23 protein-coding genes and 1 riboswitch are annotated in these 25,960 nt (G+C 69.9%); of the genes, 12 read left to right on the top strand and 11 right to left on the bottom strand.

Annotated features, from left to right (window positions below; genetic code table 11):
• Nucleotides 1–94: 94 nt before the first annotated feature.
• The 4 genes from Pph01_RS35315 (at nucleotide 95) to Pph01_RS35300 (ending at nucleotide 5,118) form a co-directional block, all read left to right on the top strand.
• Nucleotides 95–1,564: an XRE family transcriptional regulator gene (locus tag Pph01_RS35315; protein ID WP_239117247.1), complete on the top strand. Its 1,470-nt coding sequence runs from the start codon at nucleotides 95–97 to the stop codon at nucleotides 1,562–1,564.
• Nucleotides 1,565–1,658: 94 nt separating this feature from the next.
• Nucleotides 1,659–2,612 carry a glucosyl-3-phosphoglycerate synthase gene (locus tag Pph01_RS35310; protein ID WP_204077563.1) on the top strand — a complete coding sequence of 318 codons (954 nt, stop codon included), beginning with the start codon at nucleotides 1,659–1,661 and terminating at the stop codon, nucleotides 2,610–2,612.
• Between the two features lie 108 nt (nucleotides 2,613–2,720).
• A complete protein-coding gene (locus Pph01_RS35305; RefSeq protein ID WP_204077562.1) occupies nucleotides 2,721–3,947 on the top strand; it encodes an acyl-CoA dehydrogenase family protein in 1,227 nt (408 codons plus the stop codon).
• A gap of 190 nt (nucleotides 3,948–4,137) precedes the next feature.
• Nucleotides 4,138–5,118: a synaptic vesicle VAT-1 family membrane protein gene (locus Pph01_RS35300; RefSeq protein ID WP_204077561.1), complete on the top strand. Its 981-nt coding sequence runs from the start codon at nucleotides 4,138–4,140 to the stop codon at nucleotides 5,116–5,118.
• A gap of 192 nt (nucleotides 5,119–5,310) precedes the next feature.
• On the opposite strand, the gene Pph01_RS35295 is transcribed toward Pph01_RS35300, so the two are convergent.
• The 6 genes from Pph01_RS35295 to Pph01_RS35270 form a co-directional block, all read right to left on the bottom strand.
• Entirely contained in the window at nucleotides 5,311–5,799 is a 489-nt protein-coding gene (locus tag Pph01_RS35295) for a hypothetical protein (protein WP_204077560.1), read from the bottom strand.
• Between the two features lie 336 nt (nucleotides 5,800–6,135).
• Nucleotides 6,136–6,918, bottom strand: a complete 783-nt coding sequence (locus Pph01_RS35290) for a class I SAM-dependent methyltransferase (protein WP_204077559.1) — start codon at nucleotides 6,916–6,918, stop codon at nucleotides 6,136–6,138.
• Between the two features lie 210 nt (nucleotides 6,919–7,128).
• Nucleotides 7,129–8,022 (bottom strand): bifunctional 5,10-methylenetetrahydrofolate dehydrogenase/5,10-methenyltetrahydrofolate cyclohydrolase, encoded by an 894-nt coding sequence (locus Pph01_RS35285; RefSeq protein ID WP_239117246.1) that lies wholly within the window; start codon nucleotides 8,020–8,022, stop codon nucleotides 7,129–7,131.
• A gap of 21 nt (nucleotides 8,023–8,043) precedes the next feature.
• Nucleotides 8,044–8,131, bottom strand: a riboswitch (ZMP/ZTP riboswitch).
• 226 nt (nucleotides 8,132–8,357) lie between these two features.
• Nucleotides 8,358–8,627, bottom strand: a complete 270-nt coding sequence (locus Pph01_RS35280; RefSeq protein ID WP_204077558.1) for a YciI family protein — start codon at nucleotides 8,625–8,627, stop codon at nucleotides 8,358–8,360.
• 84 nt (nucleotides 8,628–8,711) lie between these two features.
• The gene (locus Pph01_RS35275) at nucleotides 8,712–8,963 is read right to left on the bottom strand and encodes a hypothetical protein (protein ID WP_204077557.1); all 252 of its coding nucleotides are present in this window, start codon (nucleotides 8,961–8,963) and stop codon (nucleotides 8,712–8,714) included.
• Between the two features lie 73 nt (nucleotides 8,964–9,036).
• Nucleotides 9,037–9,459, bottom strand: a complete 423-nt coding sequence (locus Pph01_RS35270; protein WP_204077556.1) for a hypothetical protein — start codon at nucleotides 9,457–9,459, stop codon at nucleotides 9,037–9,039.
• 69 nt (nucleotides 9,460–9,528) lie between these two features.
• On the opposite strand from Pph01_RS35270, the gene Pph01_RS35265 reads away from it, so the two are divergent.
• A complete protein-coding gene (locus tag Pph01_RS35265) occupies nucleotides 9,529–10,140 on the top strand; it encodes a hypothetical protein (protein ID WP_204077555.1) in 612 nt (203 codons plus the stop codon).
• Between the two features lie 102 nt (nucleotides 10,141–10,242).
• Here the strand turns inward: Pph01_RS35265 and Pph01_RS35260 are convergent, their stop codons facing one another.
• Nucleotides 10,243–10,719: a DUF3291 domain-containing protein gene (locus tag Pph01_RS35260; RefSeq protein ID WP_204077554.1), complete on the bottom strand. Its 477-nt coding sequence runs from the start codon at nucleotides 10,717–10,719 to the stop codon at nucleotides 10,243–10,245.
• Between the two features lie 50 nt (nucleotides 10,720–10,769).
• Nucleotides 10,770–11,420, bottom strand: a complete 651-nt coding sequence (locus tag Pph01_RS35255; protein ID WP_239117245.1) for a helix-turn-helix transcriptional regulator — start codon at nucleotides 11,418–11,420, stop codon at nucleotides 10,770–10,772.
• 156 nt (nucleotides 11,421–11,576) lie between these two features.
• On the opposite strand from Pph01_RS35255, the gene Pph01_RS35250 reads away from it, so the two are divergent.
• The 3 genes from Pph01_RS35250 to Pph01_RS35240 all read left to right on the top strand — a co-directional run bounded on the left by Pph01_RS35250 (nucleotide 11,577) and on the right by Pph01_RS35240 (nucleotide 13,538).
• Nucleotides 11,577–12,041: a MarR family winged helix-turn-helix transcriptional regulator gene (locus tag Pph01_RS35250; RefSeq protein ID WP_204077553.1), complete on the top strand. Its 465-nt coding sequence runs from the start codon at nucleotides 11,577–11,579 to the stop codon at nucleotides 12,039–12,041.
• A 130-nt stretch (nucleotides 12,042–12,171) separates the two neighbouring features.
• Nucleotides 12,172–12,798, top strand: coding sequence for a GTP cyclohydrolase II (locus Pph01_RS35245; protein WP_204077552.1), 627 nt, complete (start codon nucleotides 12,172–12,174; stop codon nucleotides 12,796–12,798).
• Nucleotides 12,799–12,824: 26 nt separating this feature from the next.
• Nucleotides 12,825–13,538, top strand: coding sequence for a RibD family protein (locus Pph01_RS35240; RefSeq protein ID WP_204077551.1), 714 nt, complete (start codon nucleotides 12,825–12,827; stop codon nucleotides 13,536–13,538).
• 70 nt (nucleotides 13,539–13,608) lie between these two features.
• Here Pph01_RS35240 and Pph01_RS35235 read toward each other — a convergent pair whose 3' ends face one another.
• Nucleotides 13,609–14,448: an NAD-dependent epimerase/dehydratase family protein gene (locus Pph01_RS35235; protein ID WP_204077550.1), complete on the bottom strand. Its 840-nt coding sequence runs from the start codon at nucleotides 14,446–14,448 to the stop codon at nucleotides 13,609–13,611.
• A gap of 265 nt (nucleotides 14,449–14,713) precedes the next feature.
• Here Pph01_RS35235 and Pph01_RS35230 point away from each other — a divergent pair, with 265 nt between their 5' ends.
• Both Pph01_RS35230 and Pph01_RS35225 read left to right on the top strand, forming a co-directional pair.
• On the top strand, nucleotides 14,714–18,580 hold the full coding sequence (locus Pph01_RS35230) for a Pls/PosA family non-ribosomal peptide synthetase (protein ID WP_239117244.1): 3,867 nt from the start codon (nucleotides 14,714–14,716) through the stop codon (nucleotides 18,578–18,580).
• On the top strand, nucleotides 18,580–19,890 hold the full coding sequence (locus Pph01_RS35225) for a M1 family metallopeptidase (RefSeq protein WP_204077548.1): 1,311 nt from the start codon (nucleotides 18,580–18,582) through the stop codon (nucleotides 19,888–19,890). Before Pph01_RS35230 ends, Pph01_RS35225 begins: the two co-directional genes overlap by 1 nt.
• A 21-nt stretch (nucleotides 19,891–19,911) precedes the next feature.
• On the opposite strand, the gene Pph01_RS35220 is transcribed toward Pph01_RS35225, so the two are convergent.
• Nucleotides 19,912–20,286 carry a hypothetical protein gene (locus tag Pph01_RS35220; RefSeq protein WP_204077547.1) on the bottom strand — a complete coding sequence of 125 codons (375 nt, stop codon included), beginning with the start codon at nucleotides 20,284–20,286 and terminating at the stop codon, nucleotides 19,912–19,914.
• A 133-nt stretch (nucleotides 20,287–20,419) separates the two neighbouring features.
• Between Pph01_RS35220 and Pph01_RS35215 the strand changes: the two genes are divergently transcribed.
• A complete protein-coding gene (locus tag Pph01_RS35215) occupies nucleotides 20,420–22,186 on the top strand; it encodes an endonuclease/exonuclease/phosphatase family protein (RefSeq protein ID WP_204077546.1) in 1,767 nt (588 codons plus the stop codon).
• 22 nt (nucleotides 22,187–22,208) lie between these two features.
• Nucleotides 22,209–24,197: a phosphocholine-specific phospholipase C gene (locus Pph01_RS35210; RefSeq protein ID WP_204077545.1), complete on the top strand. Its 1,989-nt coding sequence runs from the start codon at nucleotides 22,209–22,211 to the stop codon at nucleotides 24,195–24,197.
• 55 nt (nucleotides 24,198–24,252) lie between these two features.
• Here Pph01_RS35210 and Pph01_RS35205 read toward each other — a convergent pair whose 3' ends face one another.
• Nucleotides 24,253–25,767, bottom strand: a complete 1,515-nt coding sequence (locus tag Pph01_RS35205) for a serine/threonine-protein kinase (protein ID WP_204077544.1) — start codon at nucleotides 25,765–25,767, stop codon at nucleotides 24,253–24,255.
• Between the last annotated feature and the right edge of the window lie 193 nt (nucleotides 25,768–25,960).

The following is a 25,960-nucleotide window of genomic DNA, read 5'->3' as shown; positions in this document are numbered from 1 at the left end:
AATCGCAAGTCTTTCCGCATGGACTAGACCAATCTGAGCACAGAGGCACGGGAGAGGCTGGAAAAATGGAGGAAATTCCGCCTAGGATCGAGCCATGCCGTCCTTGCTGGGTGAAGAACCACTGTCTTTGACGCAGGAGCTGGACCTTCTGGCCTTCGGTCAACGCCTGAAGCACCTGCGCAGGCAACGTGGGCTCACCCTCTCCGAGCTGGGTGAGCGCGTGGGGCGCGCGCCCAGCCAGCTCTCCCTCCTGGAGAACGGCAAGCGCGAGCCGAAGTTGTCGCTGCTGAAGGCCCTGGCCGCCGCGCTGAGCGTCCCCGTCGAGGAACTGCTCCGCAGGCAGGCGCCCAACCGGCGGGCCCAGCTGGAGATCGCCCTGGAGGAGGCCCAGCGCGATCCGCTCTACACGAGCCTCGGACTGAGCCGGCTCAAGGTCTCCGCCCGGGTGCCGAACGACGTGCTGGAGCACATCCTCGGCCTGTTCGACGAGCTCAAGGCGCGCGAGGCGAAGGGCACGGCCACCCCGGAGGAGGCGCGTGCGGCCAACGCCGACCTGCGCCGCGAGCAGCGGGAGCTGGGCAACTACTTCGAGGACATCGAGCAGGCCGCCGCCGAGGCCCTCGCGGCGGTGGGCTACCGGATGGGCGCGCTGTCGGAGAGCACCGTCCAGGCGCTGGTCTCGCACTTCGGGTTCACCGTCCACCAGGCGCAGGACCTGCCGCGCTCCGCCCGGTCGGTGACCGACCTCAGGAACCGGCGGATCTACCTCAAGCGCGAACAGCTCGGAATGCACACGCCCCGGACGATCCTGCTGCAGACCCTCGGCCACTTCGCGCTTCAGCACCACAAGCCCCGCGACTTCGCCGACTTCCTGCGCCAGCGGGTCGAGGCGAACTACTTCGCGGCGGCCGTCCTGGTCCCGGAGACGGCGGCCGTGCCGTACCTGCTGGAGGCCAAGCAGGACAAGGCGCTGTCCGTCGAGGACCTCCGGGACGTCTTCGCGGTCTCCTACGAGATGGCGGCCCACAGGTTCACCAACCTCGCCACCCGTCACCTCGACCTCGTGTGCCACTTCGTGCGCAACGACGCGGGCGGGATCATCTACAAGGCCTACGAGAACGACGGAATCGTCTTCCCCGCCGACGAGCAGGGGGCCATCGAGGGGCAGCGACTCTGCCTGAGGTGGTCCGGCCGGCAGGTGTTCCAGTCGCCCGACCGGTTCTCGCTGTACTACCAGTACTCGGACACCCCCACGGGGACCTACTTCTGCGTCGCCCACGTCGACCCTTCGCACGAGAAGGACTTCGCGATCACGCTCGGCGTGCCGTACCGGGAGTCGCGCTGGTTCCGCGGCAGGGAGACGACCAGCAGGACCAAGTCCAACTGCCCGAACGGCGAGTGCTGCCGGCGGCCGCCCGCTGATCTGGCGCAACGGTGGGAGGGGTACGCCTGGCCCTCGGTCCTGGCGAACTCGCACATCCTGGCCGCTCTGCCGCCCGGTTCGTTCCCCGGCGTCGACGAGGCGGACGTCTACGCCTTCCTCGACCGCCATGCGTCGTCCTGACCACCCTCTCGTCCGGGTCCCCGGGGCTCCGGAGTCGGACCGGCGCACCGTAGGGTGATGGCCGTGGACTCACAGGGCGACGAGAGGATCATGCGTGCTGCCTGAGGTCGAATCCTGGCTGCGCAGCCGCACCACGTCCTCCGCCGACTGGCCGGTCGGCACCCTGATGGCGGCCAAGGGGGCCACGCGGATCAGTGTGGTGCTCCCGGCGCGCGACGAGGCCGAGACGGTGGGGGAGATCGTCGGTGCGATCCGGCGTGACCTCGTCGAATCGGTGCCCCTGGTCGACGAGCTCGTCGTCATCGACTCCCGGTCGACCGACGACACCGCGGCGCAGGCCGTACAGGCCGGGGCGAAGGTCTTCGCGCAGGACGAGATCCTGTGCGAGCTGGAACCCCTCGACGGCAAGGGTGAGGCGCTGTGGAAGTCGCTCGCGGTGACGACGGGCGACCTCGTCGTCTTCATCGACGCCGACCTGCGGGAGTTCCGCACCTCGTTCGTGACCGGGCTGCTCGGGCCGCTCCTGACGGACCCCTCGGTCGCGTACGTGAAGGGCTGCTACGACAGGCCGCTGTCCGGGGTGCAGGGCGCGGGCGGGCGGGTCACCGAGCTCGTCGCGCGGCCGCTGCTCAACCTCCACTGGCCGCTGCTCGCCGGCTTCGTCCAGCCGCTGTCGGGGGAGTACGCCGGACGGCGCAGCGCGCTGGAGCGGGTGCCCTTCGTGAGCGGGTACGGCGTCGAGCTGGCCTTACTGATCGACCTGCTCGAGTTCGCCGGGCTCGACGCCCTGGCCCAGGTCGACCTGGGCAGGCGGGTGCACTCCCACCAGTCGACCGAGGCGCTCGGGGGGATGGCCGGTCAGATCATGCACACCGCGTGGTCCCGTCTCGAACGGCAGGGAAAGATCGTTTCCCTGCATGTCCCGTCGGCCCGGGTGACCCAGTTCCGCCGAGGTCTGTCCGGTCACGATCCACTGGTCAGAGACGTCACGGTGGCCGAGCGCCCGCCGATGGTGACGGTGCCGCAGTACGCCGGCAGGGGGTTGTGACGACGGGTCGGCCACTCCCTAACCGGGGGGTGAATTTTCGGAGCCGGTTACCGGTCGGTAGCATTCCTCTCCGTTGATCCGCTTTCGGCTTTCCATGGGCAGGACTCGATGACCGACAACACGACGGGCTTCAACCCCGAACTGAGTGACGACGTTCGCGAGGTACGTGACTGGGCGCGTGAGTTCGCCCGTGACGTCATCCGTCCCGCCGGGGCGGAGTGGGACGAGCGGGAGGAGACTCCCTGGCCGGTCCTGCAGGAGGCGGCCAAGATCGGCCTCTACTCTCTCGACTTCTTCGCCTCGCAGTGGTTCGAGGAGTCCGGACTCGGCCTGCCGGCCACCTTCGAGGAACTGTTCTGGGGCGACGCGGGCATCGGCCTGTCCATCGTCGGCACCGGCCTCGCCGCCGCGTCCCTCGCCTCGAACGGCACGCCCGAGCAGATGGGGGAGTGGCTGCCCCAGATGTTCGGCTCCGTCGACGACATCAAGCTGGGCGCCTTCTGCGCGTCCGAGCCCGACGCGGGCAGCGACATCGGCTCGATCCGCACCCGCGCGGTCTACGACGAGGCGGCGGACGAATGGGAGCTGAACGGCGTCAAGACCTGGGTCACCAACGGAGGCATCGCCAACGTGCACGTGGTCGTCGCCTCGGTCGACCCGTCGCTCGGCACTCGCGGCCAGGCGTCCTTCGTGGTCCCGCCGGGCACGCCGGGCCTGTCCCAGGGGCAGAAGTTCAAGAAGCACGGCATCCGCGCCTCGCACACCGCCGAGGTCGTCCTGGACCACGTGCGCGTCCCGGGCTCGTGCCTGCTCGGCGGCAAGGAGAAGCTGGACGCCCGCCTGGCCAGAGTCCGTGCCGGGGCCAAAAGCGGCGAGCAGGCCGCCATGCGCACGTTCGAGTCGACCCGGCCGCTCGTCGCGGCCATGGCCGTCGGCCTGGCCAGGGCGTCCTTCGAGTACGCGCGCGACTACGCCAGGGAGCGCGAGCAGTTCGGCCGGAAGATCGGTGAGAACCAGGCGGTGGCGTTCCTCCTCGCCGACATGGCCACCCGGATCGACGCGGCACGGCTGATGACCTGGCGTGCGGCCTGGATGGCCAGGCACGGGCGGCCGCTGGACAACGCCGAGGGCTCGATGAGCAAGCTCGTGGCCAGCGAGACGGCGGTGTGGGTGAGCGAGCAGGCCATCCAGATCCTGGGCGGCGCCGGCTACACCCGTGAGCACCCGGTGGAGCGCTTCCACCGCGACAGCAAGATCTTCACGATCTTCGAGGGGACTTCGGAGATCCAACGCCTGATCATCGGCCGCGCGGTGACGGGCCTGCCCGTTCGCTGAGTGGCCGTAGACGTACGCGCAGCCGACTCCGAGCTGTCGATCTCCAGGGTTCCCTCAAGGTGTTGGACGGCAGGGGAGCGGGGTTTATCCTGCCAAGTGCGGATGGCGGCGGGCTCCGGCAAGCATGAGCTGAGGGAGCCTGATGCGAGCGGTATGGATAACCAAGGTCGGCCCGCCCGAGGTGCTGGCGGTGCGGGAGACGGCCGATCCTGAGCCGGGACCAGGTGAGATCCGGGTCCGGGTGAAGGCCGCTGGACTGAGCTTCTCCGATGTGATGGCCCGCCAGGGCTTGTACCCGGACGCGCCCAAGCCGCCGTGTGTGGTCGGCTATGAGATCGCCGGCGTCGTCGACAAGCTCGGTCCGGCGATGACCGCTGTGACCGCACCTGCGGTCGGGACACGTGTCATGGCGTTGGTGCGTTTCGGCGGTCATGCCGACGTCGCCTGCCTTCCGGCCGAGCAGGCAGTGGAAATCCCCGACGAACTGGGTTTCGAACAGGCGGCGGCCATCCCCGTCAACTACCTCACCGCGTACCACATGGTGGTCCGGGTCGCGACCGTACAGCCGGGCGAGCGAGTGCTGGTTCACATGGCGGCCGGTGGCGTCGGGATCGCCGTCCTGCAGTTGTGCGGGACAATCCACGGCGTCGTCACCTACGGCACCGCCTCCGCTGCCAAGCATGACGTTCTGCGCGCGGAAGGCTGCACTCATCCGATCGACTACCGCAGCGACGACTACGTCCGACGGGTCCGCGAATTGACGGGCGGCCAAGGCGTGGATGTCGTGCTCGATCCCCTGGGCGGCCGCGACTGGAAGAAAGGGCTGTCCCTGCTGCGCCCGGCGGGCCGGCTTGTCGCCTACGGCTTCGCCAATCTGGCCAGTGGTGAGCGGCGCAGCCTCGGCCGACTCCTGCGGCAGGCGGTCGGCGTACCGCTGGTCACCCCGCTGGGGCTGATGGATCGCAATCACACGATCAGCGGCGTCAATCTCGGTCATCTGTGGGATCAGGCGACGATGTTGCGCGAAGGACTCCAGGCCCTGGTCTCCCTGGCACGCGCGGGAGACATCACCCCGCGCATCGACACGGTCGTCCCGTTCGCGCACGCCGCACACGCACATCGTCGTATCACTGAACGCCGCAATATCGGCAAGATCGTTCTGATCCCCTGACCGGCATGAGCGGCAAGCAGGGCTGTCGCCACGCCTGAAAACGGGTGCCAGTGGGCTTCCAGCGCCTCATCTTCGTCCGCGCTGTGACGGGCCCTTCCGTCCGTTGAGCTGTTCTCCCGGGACGGCGTGCTGCACCACGAGCACCTGGTGCTCTGCCGGGAGGAGGGGTGGGGACGGCCGGTCCCAGCCCGGTCAGCTGATGCGGTTGACCAGGATGCCGATCGGGATGGACACGACGGTGGAGGCGGCGAAGCCGAACACGAAGAACATCCATTCGCGCCTCCGCTCGGCGCGGAGGGTCTCCTTGGTCTCACCGAGGAGGATTTCGCGGATCCTCTCGGCTTCGCCCCTGTTGACCGCGAGAAGTTGCTGCTGGCGTTCGGCCTCGGTGATCAGCGCCTGGCGGGTGGCCTGCTGAGCTTCTACGTCGCGCCGGAGGTCGTCCATGAGGGTGACCGCTTCGGCGAACGCCGCGCTCACGCCCTCGACCCGACGGCGCAGCCGCTCACCCGGATCCTCTCCCGCCTGATCCAGCGCCTTGCGCCTTCTCCGGGACGCCCACAGGAACTGCGTGGTGATCAGCAATACGCTGCCGGCGGCTGTTCCGGCCACGACGGTCAGGTTGTCGGCGGACAGTGCCCCCACGATCGTCAACCCGAACGCCCCGGATCCGGCCACCACGGCGGAGAGGGTGACTGCCGGATTGTCGCTCGCGTACCGAAGTGTCTGAGAAAAGGTGCCTTGTCGCCGACTCACGGTCTCATTGCACCGTGACCGCAGGGTCCCGCACCAGAAGGTTGATCAGATCGCGATCGGTTCGCGCAGCCGTTGAACGCACGGCCTCTCGGAGCGGGAGGGGAGTACGCGACCAGTACTGCGTCGGCTTTCGATTCTCACGGAAGTCGCCCGCGATTCCGTGAGAATCGAAACAGAGGCCCATGTCCGCCGCGATGGTCTCAGGCCGGAGGACGCACCGTTGCGGGATTTGGCGGCCGGTTGTGTCCCCGGTTCACCCGATCATCGGGGATGCGTGACCCGCAACTTGGACTGCTTGTGCCGCGACCGTTCCCAGTCGGCCATGAATTCGGCCTTCAGGCCATGCTGCTCGGCGAGGCCGATGAGCGTCTCCGTCCGGTAGTAGAAGTCCTCGCGAAGCACATGATGCTCGGCCTTCTCCGTTCGGTCGAAGGTGAAGTCGAAGAACCCGTCCGGGTGGAGGATCCGGCCGACATTTCTCAGGCATTCGTCGATCACGTCGATCGGGTTGTGTGAGAACACGCTGTGCGCGTGGATCACGGTGAAGTGCGCCTCGGGCAGGGACGCGAAGGTGAGGTCCTTCACCAGGCTCAGATGCGGAAGCTTCGACTGCAGCCCGCGCTCCGTGAGCGTGTCGGCGGCGGCCATCAGGATCTCGGGGGAGATGTCGATGCCGTAGTAGTTGCCGGTATCGAGATGCTCGATGAGGCGCCAGCCGAGCCGCAGATTGCCGCAGCCGATGTCCAGGACCCGATCCTGCGGTGTGAGCCCGTGCTTGACCAGGTAGTCGAACTGCATCTTGCCGACTCGCAGCCAGCTCGACCGACGGTGGCTGCCGATCGCGCCGTCCGCTGTCATCTCCTGGATGTCGGCCCGCATGACCTCGCGGTAGTACGAGACGTGGTCCCGTGTCGTGGTCCTCAGCTTCGCGTCCCGGGCCAGGCGCCTCAGATGCGGCCAGACCTTCTTCGGATGGCGTATCGCGTACGTCAACTGGTAGGCGAGGCGCGACCGAGGGCGTGCGACGTAGGGGTGTCGTTTCACTCACTCCACGTTAGGGGTCCGCGCCGATCCGTGACCGGATCCTGGAGGGATGATCAGGAAAGGACGGCCACGGAAACGGTGAGACGAGGGCAAAGGCGCGGGTGATCGGTGGCCTGCCGCGCTTGTCGCAGGTAGGACGCCGCCGCGCTTTGTCGCACGCGGGACACCGTCACGCCGCCGCACTGTCACTCCGGCGACGCCGCCGCGCTGTCACTCCGGCGACGACGGCGGGACGAGCTCAGCGGGCGCGAGGCCCGACTGCAGCGCGGCCGCGTCGGCCGTCTGGGAAAGCAGCATGGCGATGGTCATGGGACCCACACCGCCCGGCACTGGAGTGATGAGGCGGGCGCGGGTCACGGCGCCGTCGAAGTCCACGTCGCCGAGGTTGCCGGGGCTGTAACCGGCGTCGATCACCACGGCGCCGACTTTGATGTCCTCGCCGCGGATGAAGCCCGGGCGGCCGACCGCGGCGACCAGGACGTCGGCCTCCCGAACGATCGACTCCAGATCGCGGGTGCGCGAGTGGCAGTACGTGACGGTCGCGTCCCGGGCGAGCAGCAGCATCCCGGCGGGCTTCCCGAGGATCGCACTGCGGCCGACGACGACGGCGCGTTTGCCGGCCAGTTCGACGTCGTAGTGGTCCAGCAGGCGCATGATGCCACCCGGGGTACAGGACACGAAGCCGGGCAGGCCGAAGCTCATCGCGGCGAACGAGCGCATCGTGACCCCGTCGACGTCCTTGTGCGGGGCGATGGCCTCGAACGCGGCCCGTTCGTCGATGTGAGCACCCACTGGGTGCTGCAGCAGGATGCCGTGCACCTCGGGGTCTTCTGACAATGACGTGATGGCGTCGACGAGCTCCGCCGTCGTGGTCGTCGCAGGCAGGTGCAGGTGCCTGGAGGCGATGCCGGCCTTCTCGCATCGTGCACGCTTCATCCGGACATAGGTCGCCGATGCGGGGTCGTCTCCTACCAGCACGGTCGCCAGGCAGGGGGGCGTGCCGGTCTGTCGTGTGATGGCAGTGGCCATGGCCGCGCTGTGATCGAGGATCTTGCGGGCAAGGCCGGTGCCGTCCATGAGACGAGCGGTCTGAGTGTGAGGCACGGGCTTCTCCCAGGCGTCAGGTGATCTCGCCCAGGCGCACGGCTTCGACGATGCCCGTCGGGCCGCTCCCCGGTGGTGCTCCACCTCAGCGCCAGTCACGACCCGGATCAACTCTAGTGGAGGAGATCTCGATCGGTGCGGCCGCTGCGCGAACCGCGGCGGTCGGGGCGGCCTCGCGGTACGGCACCGGGGTTTCGATTCTCACGGAAGCCGCTCGTGATTCCGTGAGAATCGAAAGGGCCCTGTTCCACCCGGTCGGGTCTCAGGCCAGGAGTCCGGTCGGTCTCAGGTCAGGAGGACGCGACGTCCGGGCGTACGGCTCGCCGGGGATCGGGTCATGCGAAGATCTCATTCCATTCACGGACGTACCAGTTGCGGACCACACCGTTCAGGACAAAGGGGTCTTCCCTGGCGAACTCCTCGGCTGCTTCGCGGGTGGTGAACACGGCCATCGAGCCCTCGTTCTGCGGGTCGCCGAAGGTGCCGACCATCAGCAGCGTGCCCTGGTCGTGGAACTCGTCGAGTCGGGCGCGGTGGGCGGCGAAGTGGGCGGGTGACTTCGACGCGACGTCGTCACCGGAGTCGTAGAACATCACGTACTTCATGGAGCCCTCCAAGCGTAAGTGTCGGCTAACGCTATCGGTGGCGGCGGCCGAGATGCGAGCCCCTGTCCCATGGGGACGTGCGGGTCAGAGTTCGCCGAGCTCGCCGAGGGGCTTCGTCCAGAAGTCCGGGTCGTGGCGTTCGTCTCTGGCCATGGGATCGATGACCACGTGCGTGATGCGGAGGAAGGTCTTGTAGGCCTCGTCCTCGCCGACGCGGATCTGGCCGCGGGAAATGAGCCGGTCCCAGTGGTGTTGTTCGGCTTCGACGCGCGGCAGGAGTTCGTCGCGGCTGAGTGTCCGTGCTTCCTCGACGGTGAGTCGTTTGAAGGCGGCCATGTCGCTGATTGTCGCATTCCCCTGAGGCCTGGCCAGAGGGATCCCGCGTCCGGGTTCAGTCGAACCGGCGCGCTCACGCAGGTGGGGTCACCGGGAAAAGTCCTGATGGAGGGGTGACCGTGATGTCCTCAGGGCGTGGAGCCTGCACGAGGATGGGCTTTCCGACCTGGGTCAGGTCCTCCGACAGTTTGAGGCTTCGCTGCGCGGTGCCGTTCGGTGCGGGAAAGCTGACGCCGGCCTCGATTCGCCGCGGTCTCCCGTCGAGTCCGAGGTAGATGTCCACCCATATCTGCCGATCGGCCGCCTTGAGCTCGTCCAGGGCGGCGGCCAACCACAGCGGCGCGTGTGCGAAGACCTCCCACGCGGGTAGCGACACCCGGTATCTCGTCGCCAGCGCTCCCTTGACGTCGGCGCGTCCGAGATCGGCTGCCTGGCTTATCGCGGTGAAAGGCTCCCACTCGCGGCACAGTAACCGGGGATCGGGGGCGTCTGTCACCCGACCGCGGGTTCACGACAGTGGGCGCCCGGCTGGCGATACGGACAGAGCATGCGACAGGATGGCCGGGTGCAGATCCGATCGATCTTGCTTGTGGCATCGGGCGTCGTCGTCCTCGTGCTTGCCGTCTTCGGCCTCGTCGCCTTCGTCGGGCGCGACTCCGGGGCATCGCTGCCGGCGGCGGATCTCGAGCGGATACGTGCCCAGGGCGTCGCCGCGGATCTCATCTATGTGGTGGACGTGCCGGGTTACACGCTGGCCGGGCAGTCGCTGGGCGTCGTCAACGAGGAGGGGTTCGGCGCCTTCTACTCCTCACCCGAGGGGCGGACAGTGGAGCTGCGGGTGGACCGCGGCGCGTTCGGCGACGACATGTGCGTGGAGAGGCCCGTTCACAACGCCGTCGACGCCCCCGTCACCTGCGAGCACGACGAGGTGGGCTGGTACCGGAAGGCCGGTGCTCGCCACGAGTACATCGTGGTCCGGGGCGATCACTTCATCCTGCTCAACGGGATGCTGAACGAGGTGACGCGGGAAACGCTGAAGGACGCGGTCGCCGGTGCGCGGCACGTCGCCGGTGACGGGACCGGGACTCCGGAGCCGCCGCGCACGCCGGTCGAGCGGGGCGACCTCCCGACAGTGGGTGACGGCGCGCCGAACAACGAGGTCGGTCCGGGCGGCTGAGCGCCGGGCGTTCCGCCAGCCTGACTCCTGCTGAGGGTCCGTCGTGCGAGAGCTCCCGGCCGCGCGCACGACGGGCAGGTCACTGCGGGATTGACGGGCAGGTCACTGCGGGATTTCCGCGCGGGAGGGGGACGCCCCCGCGGCGCCGGGCTCGTAGAACTCCTTGAACGTGAACGCCTCCGGCCCCGGCCCCCGGGTCCGGAGCGACTCGAGCCGCTCCATGGCCTCGCCGAGCGTCGGCACGTGTCCTTCGGGCACCCACCACATCAGCGTGTACGGCACAGCCGTACGGAGGAACCATTCGCGGCGGCGGCGTAGTAGCTCCAGGTGGGGGCTGCGGTAGACGAAATTCCACAACGCCTCGCGCGACTCCCACACCGACACGTTGACCAGCAGGTCGTCGCCGTACTCGTGGGTGATGACCTCGGTGGGGTCGTCGCTCTGCTTCATGCGCCAGACGAACCCGGGCGCCGAGTCGGCGATGGCATAGATGGGTTCCAGCGCGGCGACGAAGTCCGCCAGCTCGGGACCGTCGATGGGGGCGATGAGGTGCGCGACGTTCAGCTGGGCCAGATGCATGGCCGGATTCTATGTCAGCCTTGATTGTTTTTAGAAGGGTTTTCGGGGCCCTACCCGGAGACGTCCTTCGCGGCGAACACGACGCAGCACTCGCCGGGGCGGGCGTCGAGCGCCGCCGTGAGCCGGTCCTCGCCCAGACCGCGAAGCAGGCCCTCGCACATCGCGAGGTTCATCGAGCAGACGAGCACGGGGTGCGTCTCGGCCAGTACGTGGAACGGGCAGTTGCGCAGTCTGATCCGCCCGTCCTCCTCGTACGGCTCGTATCCGCGCTCGACCAGGACGTCCGTCAGCGTGGTGTTCTCGCTCGCCGCCGCCAGGCGCTCACCTGTGCGGCGGGCCGCGTCCTGCCCCTCGCTGTCGCCGTCGAGCCGGTCGACCACTTCGGCCAGGACGAGGGCGAGGGTCCGGTAGTCCCGGGGCGGAAGGCTCACCGTCCGTTCCGGCCCGCTTCTGCGATAGACCTTCGCCGGCCGTCCGCTGCCCGGCCCCCTGCGCTCATTGAGCCGGCGGAAATCCGCCTCCAGCAGACCGGCGTCGACCAGCTTGTCGAGGTGGAAGGCGGCGAGCGTGCGCTGGACGCCGGTCGCCTCGGCCGCCTCGTTCCGCCCGACGTCCCGCCCCTGCGCGGCGACGAAGCGGTACAGGTCCCGCCGTACGGGATCGGCGAGCACGCTCATCGACTCGAGGTCGTCGCTCTTCACAGCCGGAGTCTAGGCCGCCACCCGGGCCATGTACGGCCGGCCGCCTTCGCCGTCCCGGTTCGCTCCGTGGCCTCGCCGGGCCCAGGGGACGGTTGTGCCGTCCGTTCGTGCCGGGCTGTTGGTTCGGGTTTGAACAACTGGTTGTACCGTGAGGACATGGACGAACCCGCGTGGCTCGACGAGCACGAGTTGAGCGCCTGGCAGGCATTTCTCGCGACGGGCGCCATCATCAACCGCCTGGTCGAGCAGCAGCTCAAGGACGACTCGGGCCTGTCCCATTCGCAGTACGAGGTTCTGGTCCGGCTGTCGGACGCGCCGGACGGAGAGCTGCGGATGACCGAGCTCGCGGGCGCCGCGTTCACCTCCAAGAGCGGCCTGACCTATCAGGTCGCCCAGTTGGAGAAGGCGGGCCTGGTGCGGCGTCGGGCCTGCCCCACCGATGTCCGGGGAGTCATCGCCTCGCTCACCGATGAGGGGTGGGCCGCGCTCCGCGCCGCTGCGCCGGGGCATGCCGCCCTGGTCCGTGAAGTGTTCGTCAGCGGCCTCAGCCGGGAAGAGTTCGCCGGTCTGGCCTCGGGACTGTCGGCGCTGCTCGGCCGGCTGTCGGTCCACGCGGGTTGACTGCTCGTGGCACATTCGGTGACTTGTCGGCTGTCATGCGGTGGGGTCCGAAAGGGTTGTTCGAATTCGAAGCAAAGAGTACGGTTCTACCCCTGTTCGAGTTTGAACACCCATTCGATCGGAGACCAGCATGAGCTCCACGCCCGCGGAAGCCGCCGTCCGAACCAGGGTCCGCATCCCCCTGCGGTTCGGCGACGGCTTCAGCGCAACGGCCGAGGCTGTCACCTTCCGGGGTCTGACCGACGCCGGCGAGCACGTCGCCCTGGTGTTCGGTGAGCTCGGGGAGATCCCGCTGGTCCGCCTGCATTCCGAATGCCTCACGGGCGACGTGTTCGGGTCGGCGCGCTGCGATTGCGGACCGCAGTTGCGTGAGGCCGTCGAGCGCGTCTCCGCGGCCGGTGGGGTCCTGCTCTATCTGCGGCAGGAGGGCCGTGGCATCGGCCTGTACAACAAGCTCGACGCGTACGCGCTGCAGGATGAGGGACTGGACACCTACGCGGCCAACGCGGCCCTCGGGCTGCCCGAGGACGGCAGGGACTACACCGTCGCCGCCCAGATGCTCGGCGTGCTGGGCATCGGTGCGATCGACCTGCTCTCCAACAACCCCGACAAGGCACGCCAGTTATCCGGGCTCGGCGTCGCGGTGCGGCGCCGGGTGCCCACCGGGGTGTTCGCCACCGAGAGCAACATGCGCTACCTGCGTGCCAAGATCGACCGCACCGGACACACGATCGCCCTCACCGGACTCGCGAGCTGACGCCGAGAGCGGGGAACACCGGAGCCATGGCGAACACGGCGAACACCCCCCAGGCGGGCAACCCCCGTCCGTATGTGCTGCTCTCCGCCGCGGTGAGCGTCGACGGGTATCTGGACGACACGAGCCCCGAGCGTCTGCTCCTGTCCAACGCGCTGGACTTCGACCGGGTCGACGACGTCCGCGCCGGCGTCGACGCGATCCTCCTCGGGGCCACGGCCGTGCGCCGCGACAATCCCCGCCTGCTGGTCGGCTCACCCGAGCGCCGGGCCGCGCGGGTCGCGAAGGGCCTGCCCGAATACCCGATGAAGGTCGTGGTCACCGGCTCCGGCGACCTGGACCCCGCCCTCGCGCTGTGGCACTGCGGCGGGGACAAGCTGGTCTTCACGGTCGACTCGGCGGTGGCGAAGCTGCTCGACACGATCGGCTCCCTGGCCGACGTGGTCAGTACCGGTCCGGAGCTCGACTGGCCGGCCGTCCTCGACGAACTCGGCCGTCGCGGCGTCAGGCGCCTCATGGTCGAGGGCGGAGGCACCGTCCACACACAGCTCATGTCCGCGAACCTGGCGGACGAGGTGCACGTGGCCGTCGCCCCCCTGCTGGTGGGCCAGGCGCAGGCGCCGAGGTTCCTCGGCCCCGCGGACTATCCCGGGGGCCCGCTCGCCCGGATGCGACTCCTCGAGGCGCGGCCGATCGGAGACGTCGTCCTGCTCCGCTATTCGCCCAAGGAGCGCGCCTGCTGACGGGGGATCCCGACCGAGGAGCGTGACCACCGGGCCGGGTCGCCCGGGCCGGCGGCCCGCAGTTCCGGCGCTACGGCGTCACGTGGTCGCGCCAGGTGTGCTGCGGCACGAAGCCGAGGACCTCCCTGGCGTCGTCGATGGCGAGCAGCGTCTCGAACTCCCCGATCTCACGGGTCAGCTCCACGCCCGGGTAGACCTCCTTCAGCAGGTCCGCCGACGGCCGGTTCATCACGGTGTCGGCCGCTGCGATGATGAAGCTCCGGGCACCCTGCACAGGCGCGTCGAGGGCCAGCCGGCAGGAGGCGGCGGCGTCCCGGGTGTCGATGTACCCCCACAGGTTCCAGCGGCGCAGCCGCGCGTCGTCCCAGTAACCGGGGAACGCCTGGTAGTCGTCGGGGCCGAGGACGTTCGAAAAGCGCAGCGCCACGAAGGGGATGCCCGACCATCCGGAGACGTGCTCGGCCAGGGTCTCCGTGACCACCTTCGACAACGCGTAGGTCGAGGTCGGGTACGGGTAGTGGGCCTCGTCGACGGGGGCGTAGCGCGGAGGCACGTCGAACGGCAGGCCCAGGGTCGTCTCGCTCGAGGCCCACACGACCCGGCCGATCTTCAGCTGCGCCGCGGCCAGGAAAACGTTCGAGTTCATGACCGTGTTGTCGTTGAAGGTCTCCGAGGGGGTCCGCAGGCCCGGCGCCGGGATATTGGCCAGGTGCACGACGGCGTCCACGCCCTGCAGAACCTCGACGGCCTGGCCGTACTCGGTCAGGTCCGCGACGAGAACCTGGGCACCGAGATCGGGCGGTCCGGGCCTGACATCGGTCGCCACCACCTCGAAGCCGTGTTCGAGCAGGTCGCGCACCACGCTCCGACCGAGCTTCCCACTCGCTCCGGTGACGCAGATCCTCGGCATGGTTCCTCCCACAGTGGTTCCTGGGGCTTCAGGGGTCCAGGGATACTCTCGCAACAATCATCCGCCACGACCGATGCGGGGCCCTCCGAAGGCCGACGGTCACGGCGAATCCGGCTATTCGCCTGATGTTCATGGAATAGATCCATATCGTTGGCCGTTCTGGACACTACGGAACGATCACGGCGAAGGGCTCGATGCCCGCGCGGTACGCGCGATCCCCTCGGGGAGCCACTGCCAGGTACGCGGACATCGAAGGAGACTTGTTTTGCGTCCTTTCATCGCCGAGCCCGGTCACGACGCCGATCTCCTGTGGGACACCCGCGCCGTCTTCCTGTCGAGCGGGGCCGCTCCCCGGCCGAGGACGCTGATCGACATTCTCGACGGCACGGTACGGCGTCACCCCCACGCGCTGGCGCTCGACGACGGCCACACCCGTCTCGACTATCTCGGCCTGAGGGCCGAGGTCGACCGGACGGCCGCCGAGCTGCGTGCCGCGGGCATCGGCCCCGGCGACCGCGTCGGAGTGCGCCGTCCGTCCGGCACGGCTGGGCTCTATATCGCGATCCTCGGCGTTCTGGCCGCCGGCGCCGCCTATGTCCCCGTCGACGCCGACGATCCGGACGAACGGGCCGAGCTCGTCTTCTCCGAGGCGGACGTCTGCGCGGTCCTCGGAGAGACTCTCGACGTCACCGGGACCCCGCAGGGCCGTACGGGACCTCCCGGCCTGGACGACGACGCATGGATGATCTTCACTTCCGGGTCGACGGGCAAGCCCAAGGGCGTCGCGGTGACCCATCGGAGCGCGGCGGCCTTCGTGGACGCGGAGGCGCGGCTGTTCCTGTCCGGGCGGCCCATCGGGCCGGGTGACCGGGTGCTCGCCGGGCTGTCGGTCGCGTTCGACGCGTCCTGTGAGGAGATGTGGCTGGCGTGGCGGCACGGCGGCTGCCTGGTGGCCGCACCTCGTGCGCTCGTGCGGACCGGTATGGACCTCGGGCCGTGGCTGGTCGACAGGGGCATCACGATCGTGTCCACGGTGCCCACACTGGCGGCCCTGTGGCCCGTCGAGACGCTCGACCGCGTCCGCCTGCTGATCTTCGGCGGCGAGGCCTGCCCGCCCGAGCTGGCGGAACGGCTCGCGGTGCCCGGGCGGGAGGTCTGGAACACCTACGGTCCAACCGAGGCCACCGTGGTCGCCTGCGCGGCCCGGATGACGGGGGAGGGCCCGGTCCGGATCGGCCTCCCGCTCGACGGATGGGATCTGGCCGTCGTCGACCGGGACGGCGAGCCGGTGCCCTTGGGGGAGACCGGCGAGCTGGTCATCGGCGGGGTGGGTCTCGCCCGCTATCTCGACCCGGTCAAGGACGCGGAGAAATACGCCCCGCTCCCGTCGCTCGGCTGGGCGCGGGCCTACCGGAGCGGCGACCTGGTCCGCGCCGAGGCCGAGGGACTCATCTTCAACGGCCGGGCCGACGAGCAGATCAAGCTGGGCGGCCGCCGCATCGAGCTCGGCGAGGTCGACGCCGCGCTGCAGGCGCTCCCGGGCGTCGCCGGCGCGGCGGCGGCGGTCCGCACCGCCGGCGGGGGCAACCAGCTCCTGATCGGTTACCTCGTTCCCGGTGCGGGCTTCGACCAGGACCAGGCGACGAGCCGGCTGAGGGAGACTCTGCCCGCCGCGCTCGTCCCGCGCCTGGCGATCGTCGACGCCCTGCCCACCCGGACCTCCGGCAAGATCGACCGTGATGCGCTCCCATGGCCGCTCCCCATCGGCGCGTCGGAGGAGCGGGCTCCCGGCGCCGAGCTGTCCGGCCCGGAGCTGTGGCTGGCCGAGCGCTGGGGCGAGGTCCTCGGCGTGACCCCGGATCACCCCGCGGCCGACTTCTTCACCGAGGGCGGCACCAGCCTGGCGGCTGCGCGGCTGGTCTCCGCCCTGCGCGCCGAGTATCCGGGCGCGGCCGTCGGGGACATCTACGATCATCCGACGCTGGGCGGGCTGGCGGCACATCTGTCGGCGCCGCGCACCGAGGAGATCGCCACCACCGACCGGGTCGTCACGCCGATGCCCAGGAGGTCCGCGATCGCGCAGGCGGTGCTCATGGTGCCGCTCCTCACCGTGGGCGCGCTGCGCTGGCTGACGGCGCTGGCCACGATCAACAACGTCGTCTCCCTGCCCTGGGCTCCCGCCGTCTCGTGGGGCTGGGTGCTCGCCGGGTGGCTGCTGTTCTTCACACCCGCGGGGCGCATGGCCATCGCCGCCGGGGGCGCCCGCCTGCTCCTGCGCGGGGTGGGGCCGGGGGCCTACCCGCGCGGCGGCCACGTGCACCTGCGGCTCTGGTTCGCCGAGCAGCTCGCCGCCCGCCTGGGCGTCCCCGGCCTGTCGGGCGCCCCATGGGTCACCTACTACGCCAGGGCGCTCGGCGCGAAGATCGGCAAGGACGCCGACCTGCACTCCCTGCCTCCGATCACCGGGCTGCTGCGCCTCGGCGCGAACGCCGCCGTCGAGCCCGAGGTCGACCTGAGCGGATACTGGCACGACGGCGACCTCGTCCGCGTCGGCGAGATCCGCGTCGGCCCCGGCGCGACCGTAGGCTCCCGCTCGACCCTGCTCCCCGGCGTCAAGATCGGGAAGAACGCCCAGATCGCCCCCGGGTCCGCCGTGATCGGCACGGTTCCCTCCGGTGAGCGCTGGGCGGGTGCCCCCGCCGTACGGCAGGGCAAGGCGCGCAAGCCCGAGGAGCGTCCGGCGCGCACGCGGCGCTGGGTCGCCGGCTACGGCGTGTCCGCGCTGGTGCTGAGCCTGCTCCCCGTGGTCGCGGCCGTCCCCGGCCTCGCCGTCCTCGTCGCCTTCCTGCGGGACAGCGCGTCGCCGCTCGCCTCCGCCATGTACGCCGTGCCGCTCGCGACGCTTGTGTCGATGGCCGCGTTCGCGCTGGCGATCTTCGTCTGCGTCCGGCTGCTCGCGGTCGGCCTGCGCGAGGGAAGCCATCCCGTGCACAGCCGCCAGGCGTGGCAGGCGTGGGCGACCGGCCACCTGATGGCGATGGCACGCGTCTGGCTGTTCCCGCTCTACGCCAGTGTTCTCACGCCGTCGTGGCTGCGCGCCCTCGGCATGAAGGTCGGGCGGGACGTCGAGCTGTCGACCGTGCTGGCGTTGCCGTCCATGACCTCCGTCGGCGACGGCGCCTTCCTCGCCGACGACACCATGGTCGCCCCGTACGAGCTGGAAGGCGGCCGCCTGCGGGTCGCGAACGCCCGCATCGGCAAGCGGGCCTTCCTCGGCAACTCGGGGATGACCGCTCCCGGCCGGAAGGTCCCCAAGGACGGCCTGGTCGGCGTGTTGTCGGCGACCCCGAAGAAGGCGAAGGTCGGCTCGTCCTATCTGGGCATGCCGCCTGTTCTGCTCCGCCGCACGGTGGAGGGCGGCGACCGCAGCCGCACCTACGATCCGCCGCGGCGGCTGAAGGTCGCGCGGGCGGCGGTCGAACTGTGCCGGATCGTCCCCGCCATGGCCACGGTGGCGCTCGCCGTGCTCGTCCTCGCTGCTCTCGAACGGCTCGCGGTGTCGTACGGCTTCGGCGTCGCGGCCCTGCTGGGCGGGGTGGTCCTCCTCGGCGCGGGACTCGTGGCCGCGGTGGTCGCGAGCCTGGCCAAGTGGGTGATCGTCGGCCGGATCGCCGCGGGCAACCGGCCCCTGTGGAGCTCGTTCGTGTGGCGCAACGAGCTGGCCGACAACTTCGTCGAGGTGCTGGCCGCTCCGTGGTTCGCCGAGCCGTGGCTGGGCACCGCCCCGCTGAACCTGTGGCTCCGCTCGCTGGGCGCCCGCATCGGGCGCGGCGTCACCTGCAACACCTACTGGCTTCCCGAAGCGGACCTGATCGAGCTGGGCGACGGCTCGTGCGTCAACCGGGGATGTGTTCTGCAGACCCATCTGTTCCATGATCGGGTCATGAGCATCGATACGGTTGTCCTGCACAAGGGAGCGACGCTCGGCCCGCACGGGGTCGTCCTGCCCGCGGCCACGGTCGGGGCGGACACCACGGTGGGCCCGGCGTCCCTGGTGATGCGCGGCGAGTCCGTGCCGCCCCAGACCCGCTGGTTCGGCAACCCGATCGTGGCGTGGGCTCCCTCCGACTGATGCTGGGATCCCGACGGAACGTGAGCGTGCTCCACCCCTACTTCCCCGACCACGGCGACGAGAGCTACCGGGTCGGCCACTACGACCTCACGCTGGACTACCGGCTTGCCTCCAACCGGCTGGACGGCATCGCCCGGCTCACGGTGATCCCCGTGGAGCCGCTGGACCGGCTCACGCTGGATCTGGGCGTCTTCCGGGTCGCGCAGGTCCTGCTCGGCGGGGAGCGCCTGCCACACACCCATCGCGACGGCAAGCTCCGGATCACGCCCGGCAGGTCGCTGCCCCCGGGCGAACCGGTCACCGTCGAGGTCCGCTACTCCGGCACCCCCCGTCCCGTGCGGAGTCACTGGGGCGGGCTGGGGTGGGAGGAACTGACCGACGGCGCGCTCGTGGCCAGCCAGCCGACCGGCGCGCCGTCGTGGTTCCCCTGCAACGACCGGCCGGGCGACAAGGCCACGTACCGGATCTCGGTGACCGCGGGCGCGCCCTATCAGGTCGTCGCCAACGGCCGTCTGGTCTCCAGGCGCAGGGCGGCCTCGGGGACGACCTGGGTCTACGAGCAGGACGAGCCGATGGCGACGTACCTCGCGAGCATCCAGATCGGGCGTTACCAGCGCGTCGAGCTGCCGGGGCCGGTTCCGCAGCACCTGGCCTTCCCGGCCCGGCTGGCCGCCCGGGTGAGACACGACTTCGGCCGCCAGGCGCAGATGCTGGCGGCCTTCACCGAGCGGTTCGGGCCCTATCCGTTCGGCGCGTACACCGTGGTCGTCGTGGACGACGAGCTGGAGATCCCGATCGAGGCGCAGGGAGTGTCGGTCTTCGGGGTGAACCACGTGGACGGCCGGCGCCGGCACGAACGGCTCGTCGCGCACGAACTGGCGCACCAGTGGTACGGCAACAGCCTGACGTTGGCCGACTGGCGCGACATCTGGCTGCACGAGGGCTTCGCCGCGTACGCCGAGTGGTTGTGGTCGGAGGACTCGGGCGGCGACCACGCGGACGAGCACGCCCGACGCTGGCACCGCAGGCTCTCGGACCTGCCGCAGGACCTGGTGCTCACCGACCCCGGCCCGGACCGGATCTTCGATGACCGCGTCTACAAGCGGGGCGCCCTGACCCTGCACGCCCTGCGCAGGACGCTCGGTGACGCGGTGTTCTTCCCGATGTTGCGCGACTGGACGACCGCACATCGGCACGGCGTGGTGACCACCGCCGGGTTCGCGGGCCACGTCCAGCGGTACGCCTCGCGGCCGCTCGACACGTTCCTGTGGACCTGGCTGCAGGGCAGCCGGCTGCCCCTGCTGCCCTGACCCGGCAGGCAGGGGGCGACGTCAGCGGTAGCGGAAGCCGTCCAGGAAGCGCCTGAACAGGCCGCCCACCCGTGGCAGGGGCTCGCCGGGCGGCGGCGCAACCGGGCGCTGCCTGGCGATGGGCTGGTCGTAGTCGGTGCGCGCGATGGCGTCGATGACCTGCTGCTCGTCGAAGTCCTCCGACCCTTCGATCACGGGGACGAACCCGACCAGCATCCCGTTGCGCATGACCTGGGCCTCGAGGCCCGCCGTGCCGTCGGTGTCCCATTCCGCCTCGCGCCCGTCGGGCAGGGTGACCCGAACGCCGAACTGGTAGACGCCGACTCTCGCGAGGGTTCCGTTGATGCCGCGCTCGCGAAGCGCGTCGACGACCCGCCGTGCCCGATTCTCTTCCACCACTCCCAAGATAATGGTCACTCGTCGTTCACGAGCACGCCGTCCAGAGCGGGCTTACTTGAGCAAGTTATCTAGACAACTTGCTCACACCCGGCATCGCTGAGGTGATGTCCGGGCAGAGAGGACCGTACCTGTGTCACCCCTCTCACGTGCCGTGACCTCCGGGAGCACCGTCACGCTCACCTCGCCGACCGCCCCCCAGAAGGGCGATCGGCTGACCTTTCACTGGACCACGGACGCACCCGATCCCAAGAACTGGATCGGGATCTACGACGGCGACCGGAAGCCGGGCACCGGCACCGCGATCGTCTGGGCCTATGTCACCGGAGAGTCCGGCGATCTCACCCTGGACACCTCGAAGCTGGCCGGCGGGCCGTACACCGCGTACCTGCTGGCCAAGGACGGCTACGGCATCCTCGCCCAGACCGCCCCGTTCAGCTTCGCCGGCGTGTCGACGGACTCCATCACGCTGACCTCCCCGACCGCCCCGCTCGAGGGCGACAAGCTCACCTTCCACTGGGCCACCGAGACCCCCGACCCCACCAACTGGATCGGGATCTACGACGGCGGCAGGCAGCCCGGCAACGGCGGCTCGCTCGTGTGGGAGTACACCCCCGGCGCCTCCGGTGACATCACCCTGGACACCTCCGGCCTGAGCGGCGGCCCGTTCACCGCGTACCTGCTGGCCAAGGACGGTTACGGCATCCTCGCCAAGACCGCCCCGTTCAGCTTCACCGTCCGGCCCGTCATCCCGCGCCCGCACGCCGTGGTCGACTCCGTCACCGCCGCCCCGTACACGGCCGGCGAGACCGTCTCGGTGCAGCTGGGCGGGCTCTGGATCAGGCCGGAGGGGAACGCGGCCGGCTCGGCCGCCTTCCGCCGCATCAGCGGGCCCTCCTGGTTGTCCGTCACCACCGCCGGTGAGGTCACCGGCAGTGCGCCCGTCATCCCGCTGAAGACGCCGGGCCGACTCGTGGTCGGCGTTCAGGACAGCGTGATCGGCGGCGAGACCCTCACGGTCCAGGTGCCCGTGCGCGGGACCGGCGACAAGGTCCAGTTCAAGATCGCGACCCTGAACCTCTGGGACGGCGGATCGCACGTCGACGGCACGCTGGAAAAGCAGCTGCGCCTCGTGCTCACCCAGGGCCTCGACATCGTCGCGCTGCAGGAGACCGGCGGCACCGCCGCGCAGGCCCTGGCCAAGGCGCTGGGCTGGCGGCACTACCAGAGCGGCGGCAGCCTCGGCGTCGTCAGCCGCTACCCGCTCGGCGACGTCGTGGCCCCGACCGCCGCCCTGCCCGCCGCGGCCGTCACGGTCGAGCTGCCCGGCCGCCGCACGATCCGGCTGTGGACGGCCCAGCTCGACGAGGCCGACTACGGCCCGTACGCGCTGGCGTCCGGCCGGACGGCGGCACAGGTGGAGGCGGCGGAGCGGCTGACGCTGCGCTACCGGCAGGTTCAGGCGCTGCTCGCCGCGATGAAGGACGACCTGTCGTCCGGCGTTCCCGTGGTCCTGGCGGCCGGTCTGGCCTCGCCGTCCCACCTGGACTGGACGTCCCGCACGGCCACCGCGCACGGGGGAGTGGGCCGGCTCCGCTGGCCGGTCACCGACGCCCTGCAGAAGGCGGGCCTCGTCGACGCCTTCCGCGACGCGAACGCGAACCCCGCGAAGGACCCCGGCGTCACGTGGTCGCCGGTTCGCCCGACCGGCGAGGACGGGAAAGCGGAGCCGCAGGACCGGATCGACCAGATCCAGTACCGGGGATCGCTCAAGGTCGTCGAGGCCCACTCCCTGTTCACCGGCTGGCCGCGGCCCGTGCCCGGAACCGCCGCCAACGGCTGGCCGTCCGACCACGCCGCGGCCGTCGTCACCTTCTCCCTCAACGCCGCACGCGGCTGACCGACCTAAGGAACCTCCACCCATGAGTGACATCAGTCGTCGCGCCTTCATCGGCGCAACCGCGGCGGCCGGAGCGGCGGCGGCCGTCGCCGGCATGAGCGGCACGGCCGAAGCCTCCGACAACGGACACGACAACGGGCGCGGAAGCATCGCCGACGTGAAGCACGTCGTGATCCTGATGCAGGAGAACCGCAGCTTCGACCACTACTTCGGCACCCTCAACGGGGTGCGGGGATTCGGCGACCGGCAGGCGCTGGAGTTCCCCAACGGCGACTCCGTGTTCCGCCAGCCCGCCCGAGGGCGCGCCGAGGGGTACCTGCTGCCCTTCCGGATGGACACCACCAAGTACAACGCGCAGAACGCGGGCGGTCTCCCGCACGACTGGGACACCGGGCACACGGCCGTCGACGGCGGCGCCATGGACAAGTGGGTCTCCGCCAAGGGCGAGCGGACCATGGGCTACTTCACCCGTGAGGACATCCCCTACCAGTACGCGCTGGCCGACGCCTTCACCCTGTGCGACGGCTACTTCTGTTCCCTGAACGGGCCCACCGACCCCAACCGCCTCTATCTGTGGACCGGCACGGCCGGCCCCGGCGTCGACGGCACCACCGGCCCCTGGACCGACAACACGCCGGTCACCGGCAACCCGGTGGCGGACTGGACGACGTACGCCGAGCGGCTGGAGGAGGCCGGCGTCAGCTGGCGCGTCTACCACAACCCCGACGGGTCGGACGACCGCAACGGCGACTACGACGACAACGCCCTGTCGTACTTCAAGCAGTTCCACGCGTTCCCGAAGGACGACCCGCGCTACGTCAACGCGATGACGAAGTGGGACCTGACCGCGTTCGACAAGCACTGCAAGGACGGCACCCTGCCCACGGTCTCCTGGCTCGTGGCGCCGTACCTGTTCTGCGAGCACCCGGCGGCCAGCCCGGACTACGGCGCCCACTGGGTCAACACCGCGCTGCAGTCGTTGTTCTCCAACCCGGACGTCTGGAAGCACACCGTCTTCCTGCTGATGTACGACGAGAACGACGGCTACTTCGACCACGTGATCCCGCCGATCCCCGAGCCGGGCACGCCGGACGAGTTCGCGAACGGCAAGCCGATCGGGCTCGGCAGCCGGGTCCCGCTGTGGGCGATCTCACCATGGTCGCGCGGCGGCTGGGTCGACTCCCAGGTGTTCGACCACACCTCGGTGGTGCGCTTCCTCGAGCACGTGACCGGCGTGAAGGAGCCGAACATCTCCGAGTGGCGGCGCGCGGTGTGCGGCGACCTCACGAGCTGCTTCGACTTCACCAAGCCCGACTACAGCATCCCGCGGCTGCCCGACACGGTGGCGCTGATGGCCAAGGCCGACGCGAACAACTCGCTGCCGGGAGTGAAGCTGCCGGCGAACGGCCAGCAGTCCATGGCCGCCCAGGAGTCCGGGGTCCGTCCGCACCGTCCGCTGCCCTACCTGCCCTGGGCGGACGTCTCGGTGGACCGGGAGAGCGGAAAGGTCACCTGCACGCTGACCAACAGCGGCACGGTCGCCTTCCACTTCACGGTCCTGCCGAACGTCGCGCTGCCCTTCGTCGGCACGCCGTTCACGGTCGCCCCGCGGTCGTCGCACACCTACGTGTGGGACACCACCAAGACGGACGGCCGCTACGACTTCACGGTGCAGGGGGCCGACGGCTTCGTCCGCCGCTTCTCCGGCACGGTCGTGCGCGCCGGTCAGGACGACGTGGCGGTGCCGTCCGTCGAGGCGAAGCTCCGTCACATGGGCCGCCCGGAGAAGGCCTCGGTCGAGCTGAAGCTGGTCAACGACGGCGGCGCGGAGGTCGCCTTCACGATCACGCCGAACGACTTCGCCGACAAGGAGCAGACCATCTGGGTCGGACCCGGACGGCACGCCGAGACGACGTGGCGGACCGATGACGGCCGGTACGACTTCACCGTCACCGCGAGCACCGGCACCCGCTTCGCCCAGCGGTACGCGGGGACCGTGCACCAGGTCTGACGTACGGGGGACGGGACCGGGCGCGGTGGCGGCCACCGCGCCCGGTCCCGCCTTTTCACGGGCGGCGAAGGAGTATTCCCTTGACCTTGCCGCTGAGGCTCAGGCCGGGCTGCCACTCCAGGGTGAACGGTTTGCTGAGATCATCGGGCATCGGGAAGACCGCGTGGTCGGTGAACCTCTTGCCGGCCTTCACCGTCCAGTCCTTCCGGTGCGGATGGGCGGAACAGAAGGTCTCCTTCGAAGTGACGGCCTGGCCGCCGGCGAGCATGAGCACACTGGCGGTGGGAAGTTCGTCCTTACAGGTGAGCTGTCGCGACCGGCCCCGCGGGCGGTAATCGACGTACGCCGTCAGAGATTCCTTGTGCACGTCGAAGTAGTTCAGGGTGAGAATCCATTCGCTCCCGGTATAGAACTGTCGATTGATGCGATACCGGCCGGGAGCCGGCGTCTTCGCTTGGACCGGAGTACGGGACGCGGACGGGCTCGCCGCCGGGCTCGCGCCGGGCGACCCCTTCTGGGGGACGGGCGAACTCGTCGCGGCGGCCTTGGCCTCCGGTTCCTGCGCGACCCGCACCACGGTCGCCACGCCGCCTGCGAGCACGACGGCGATGACGGCCCCGGGGATCGCGAAACGACGGACCCGCGACCGGCGGGGCGGGTCCGGCGGCGTCTCCACCGGGGCGGCGTACAGGTGCAGGGTGTGAGCCAGCGTCGGTGGCAGCCAGTCGGGCCTCGTCGACTCCGTGTCACTCGTCATCGTCTCGATGACCTGCTTGACCGAGGGACGACTCTCCGGGTCCTTCGCGAGGCATCCGCGCACCAGCGACAGGACCGGCTCGGGGCAGTCCGTGAGTGTGGGTTCCTCGTGCACGATCCGGTAGAGCACCCCGGCGTCCGGGCCTTCTCCGAAAGGGGTACGGCCCGTGGCCGCGAAATAGGCCGTGGCGCCCAGGACGAAGAGATCGCTGGCGGGACTCGCCGCTTCTCCCCGGGCCTGCTCAGGTGACATGAACTGCGGCGACCCGATGCGCAGCCCGGAGCGGGTCAGCGGGGTGCTGTCGGCCGCGCGAGCGATCCCGAAGTCGATGACCCGGGGCCCGTCCGGGGCGAGAAGGACGTTGGCGGGCTTGAGGTCGCGGTGTACGATTCCGGCTCGGTGAATGGCCTGCAAGGCCTCGGCGATGCCAGCGACCAGCACGCGCAGGGTGTCGACCGGCAACGGCCCGAGTTCCCGCACCGCCTGGGCGAGCGAGGGGCCGGGGATGCAGGCCGTGGCCAGCCACGGCTGCGCCCCGCGGGTGTCGGCGTCGACGACGGGGGCGGTGTAGATGCTCTGCACCCGTTGCGCCGCATCGATCTCCTGCTGGAAGCGCCGGCGGAACTCGGGATCCTCCATGTATTCGGGCCGGATGACCTTGATCGCCAGCCGCCGCCCGCTCTGGGTGCTGGCCAGGTACACCCTGCCCATGCCACCTGCGCCCAGCCGGGCGAGAACGCGGTAGCCGCCGATCTCGCGCGGATCACCTGCGGCAAGGGGTTGGAACGGCGGATCGGACCATGCCGGCTGCAAAGTGGGGCTCCCGCATCGCTCGGTAAGAACACGCAGCAACATAATGCGCCATTCACCCTTAACTGGCGATCTTTGAGAACGACGACAATTCGCCGGACGTTCCGCGGGGCACAGGCGTGCGGCCGAAGGCGAAACCCAATCGTCATCGAGCGATTTCCACGTCCGAACAGGGCACCGCTAGTCTTTCGAGACC

The sequence above is a fragment of the Planotetraspora phitsanulokensis genome (assembly GCF_016863295.1).
Lineage (GTDB): Bacteria > Actinomycetota > Actinomycetes > Streptosporangiales > Streptosporangiaceae > Planotetraspora > Planotetraspora phitsanulokensis.
The sequence above is the reverse complement of the archived record's forward strand: the minus strand, read 5'-3'. Positions and strand labels throughout refer to the sequence as shown.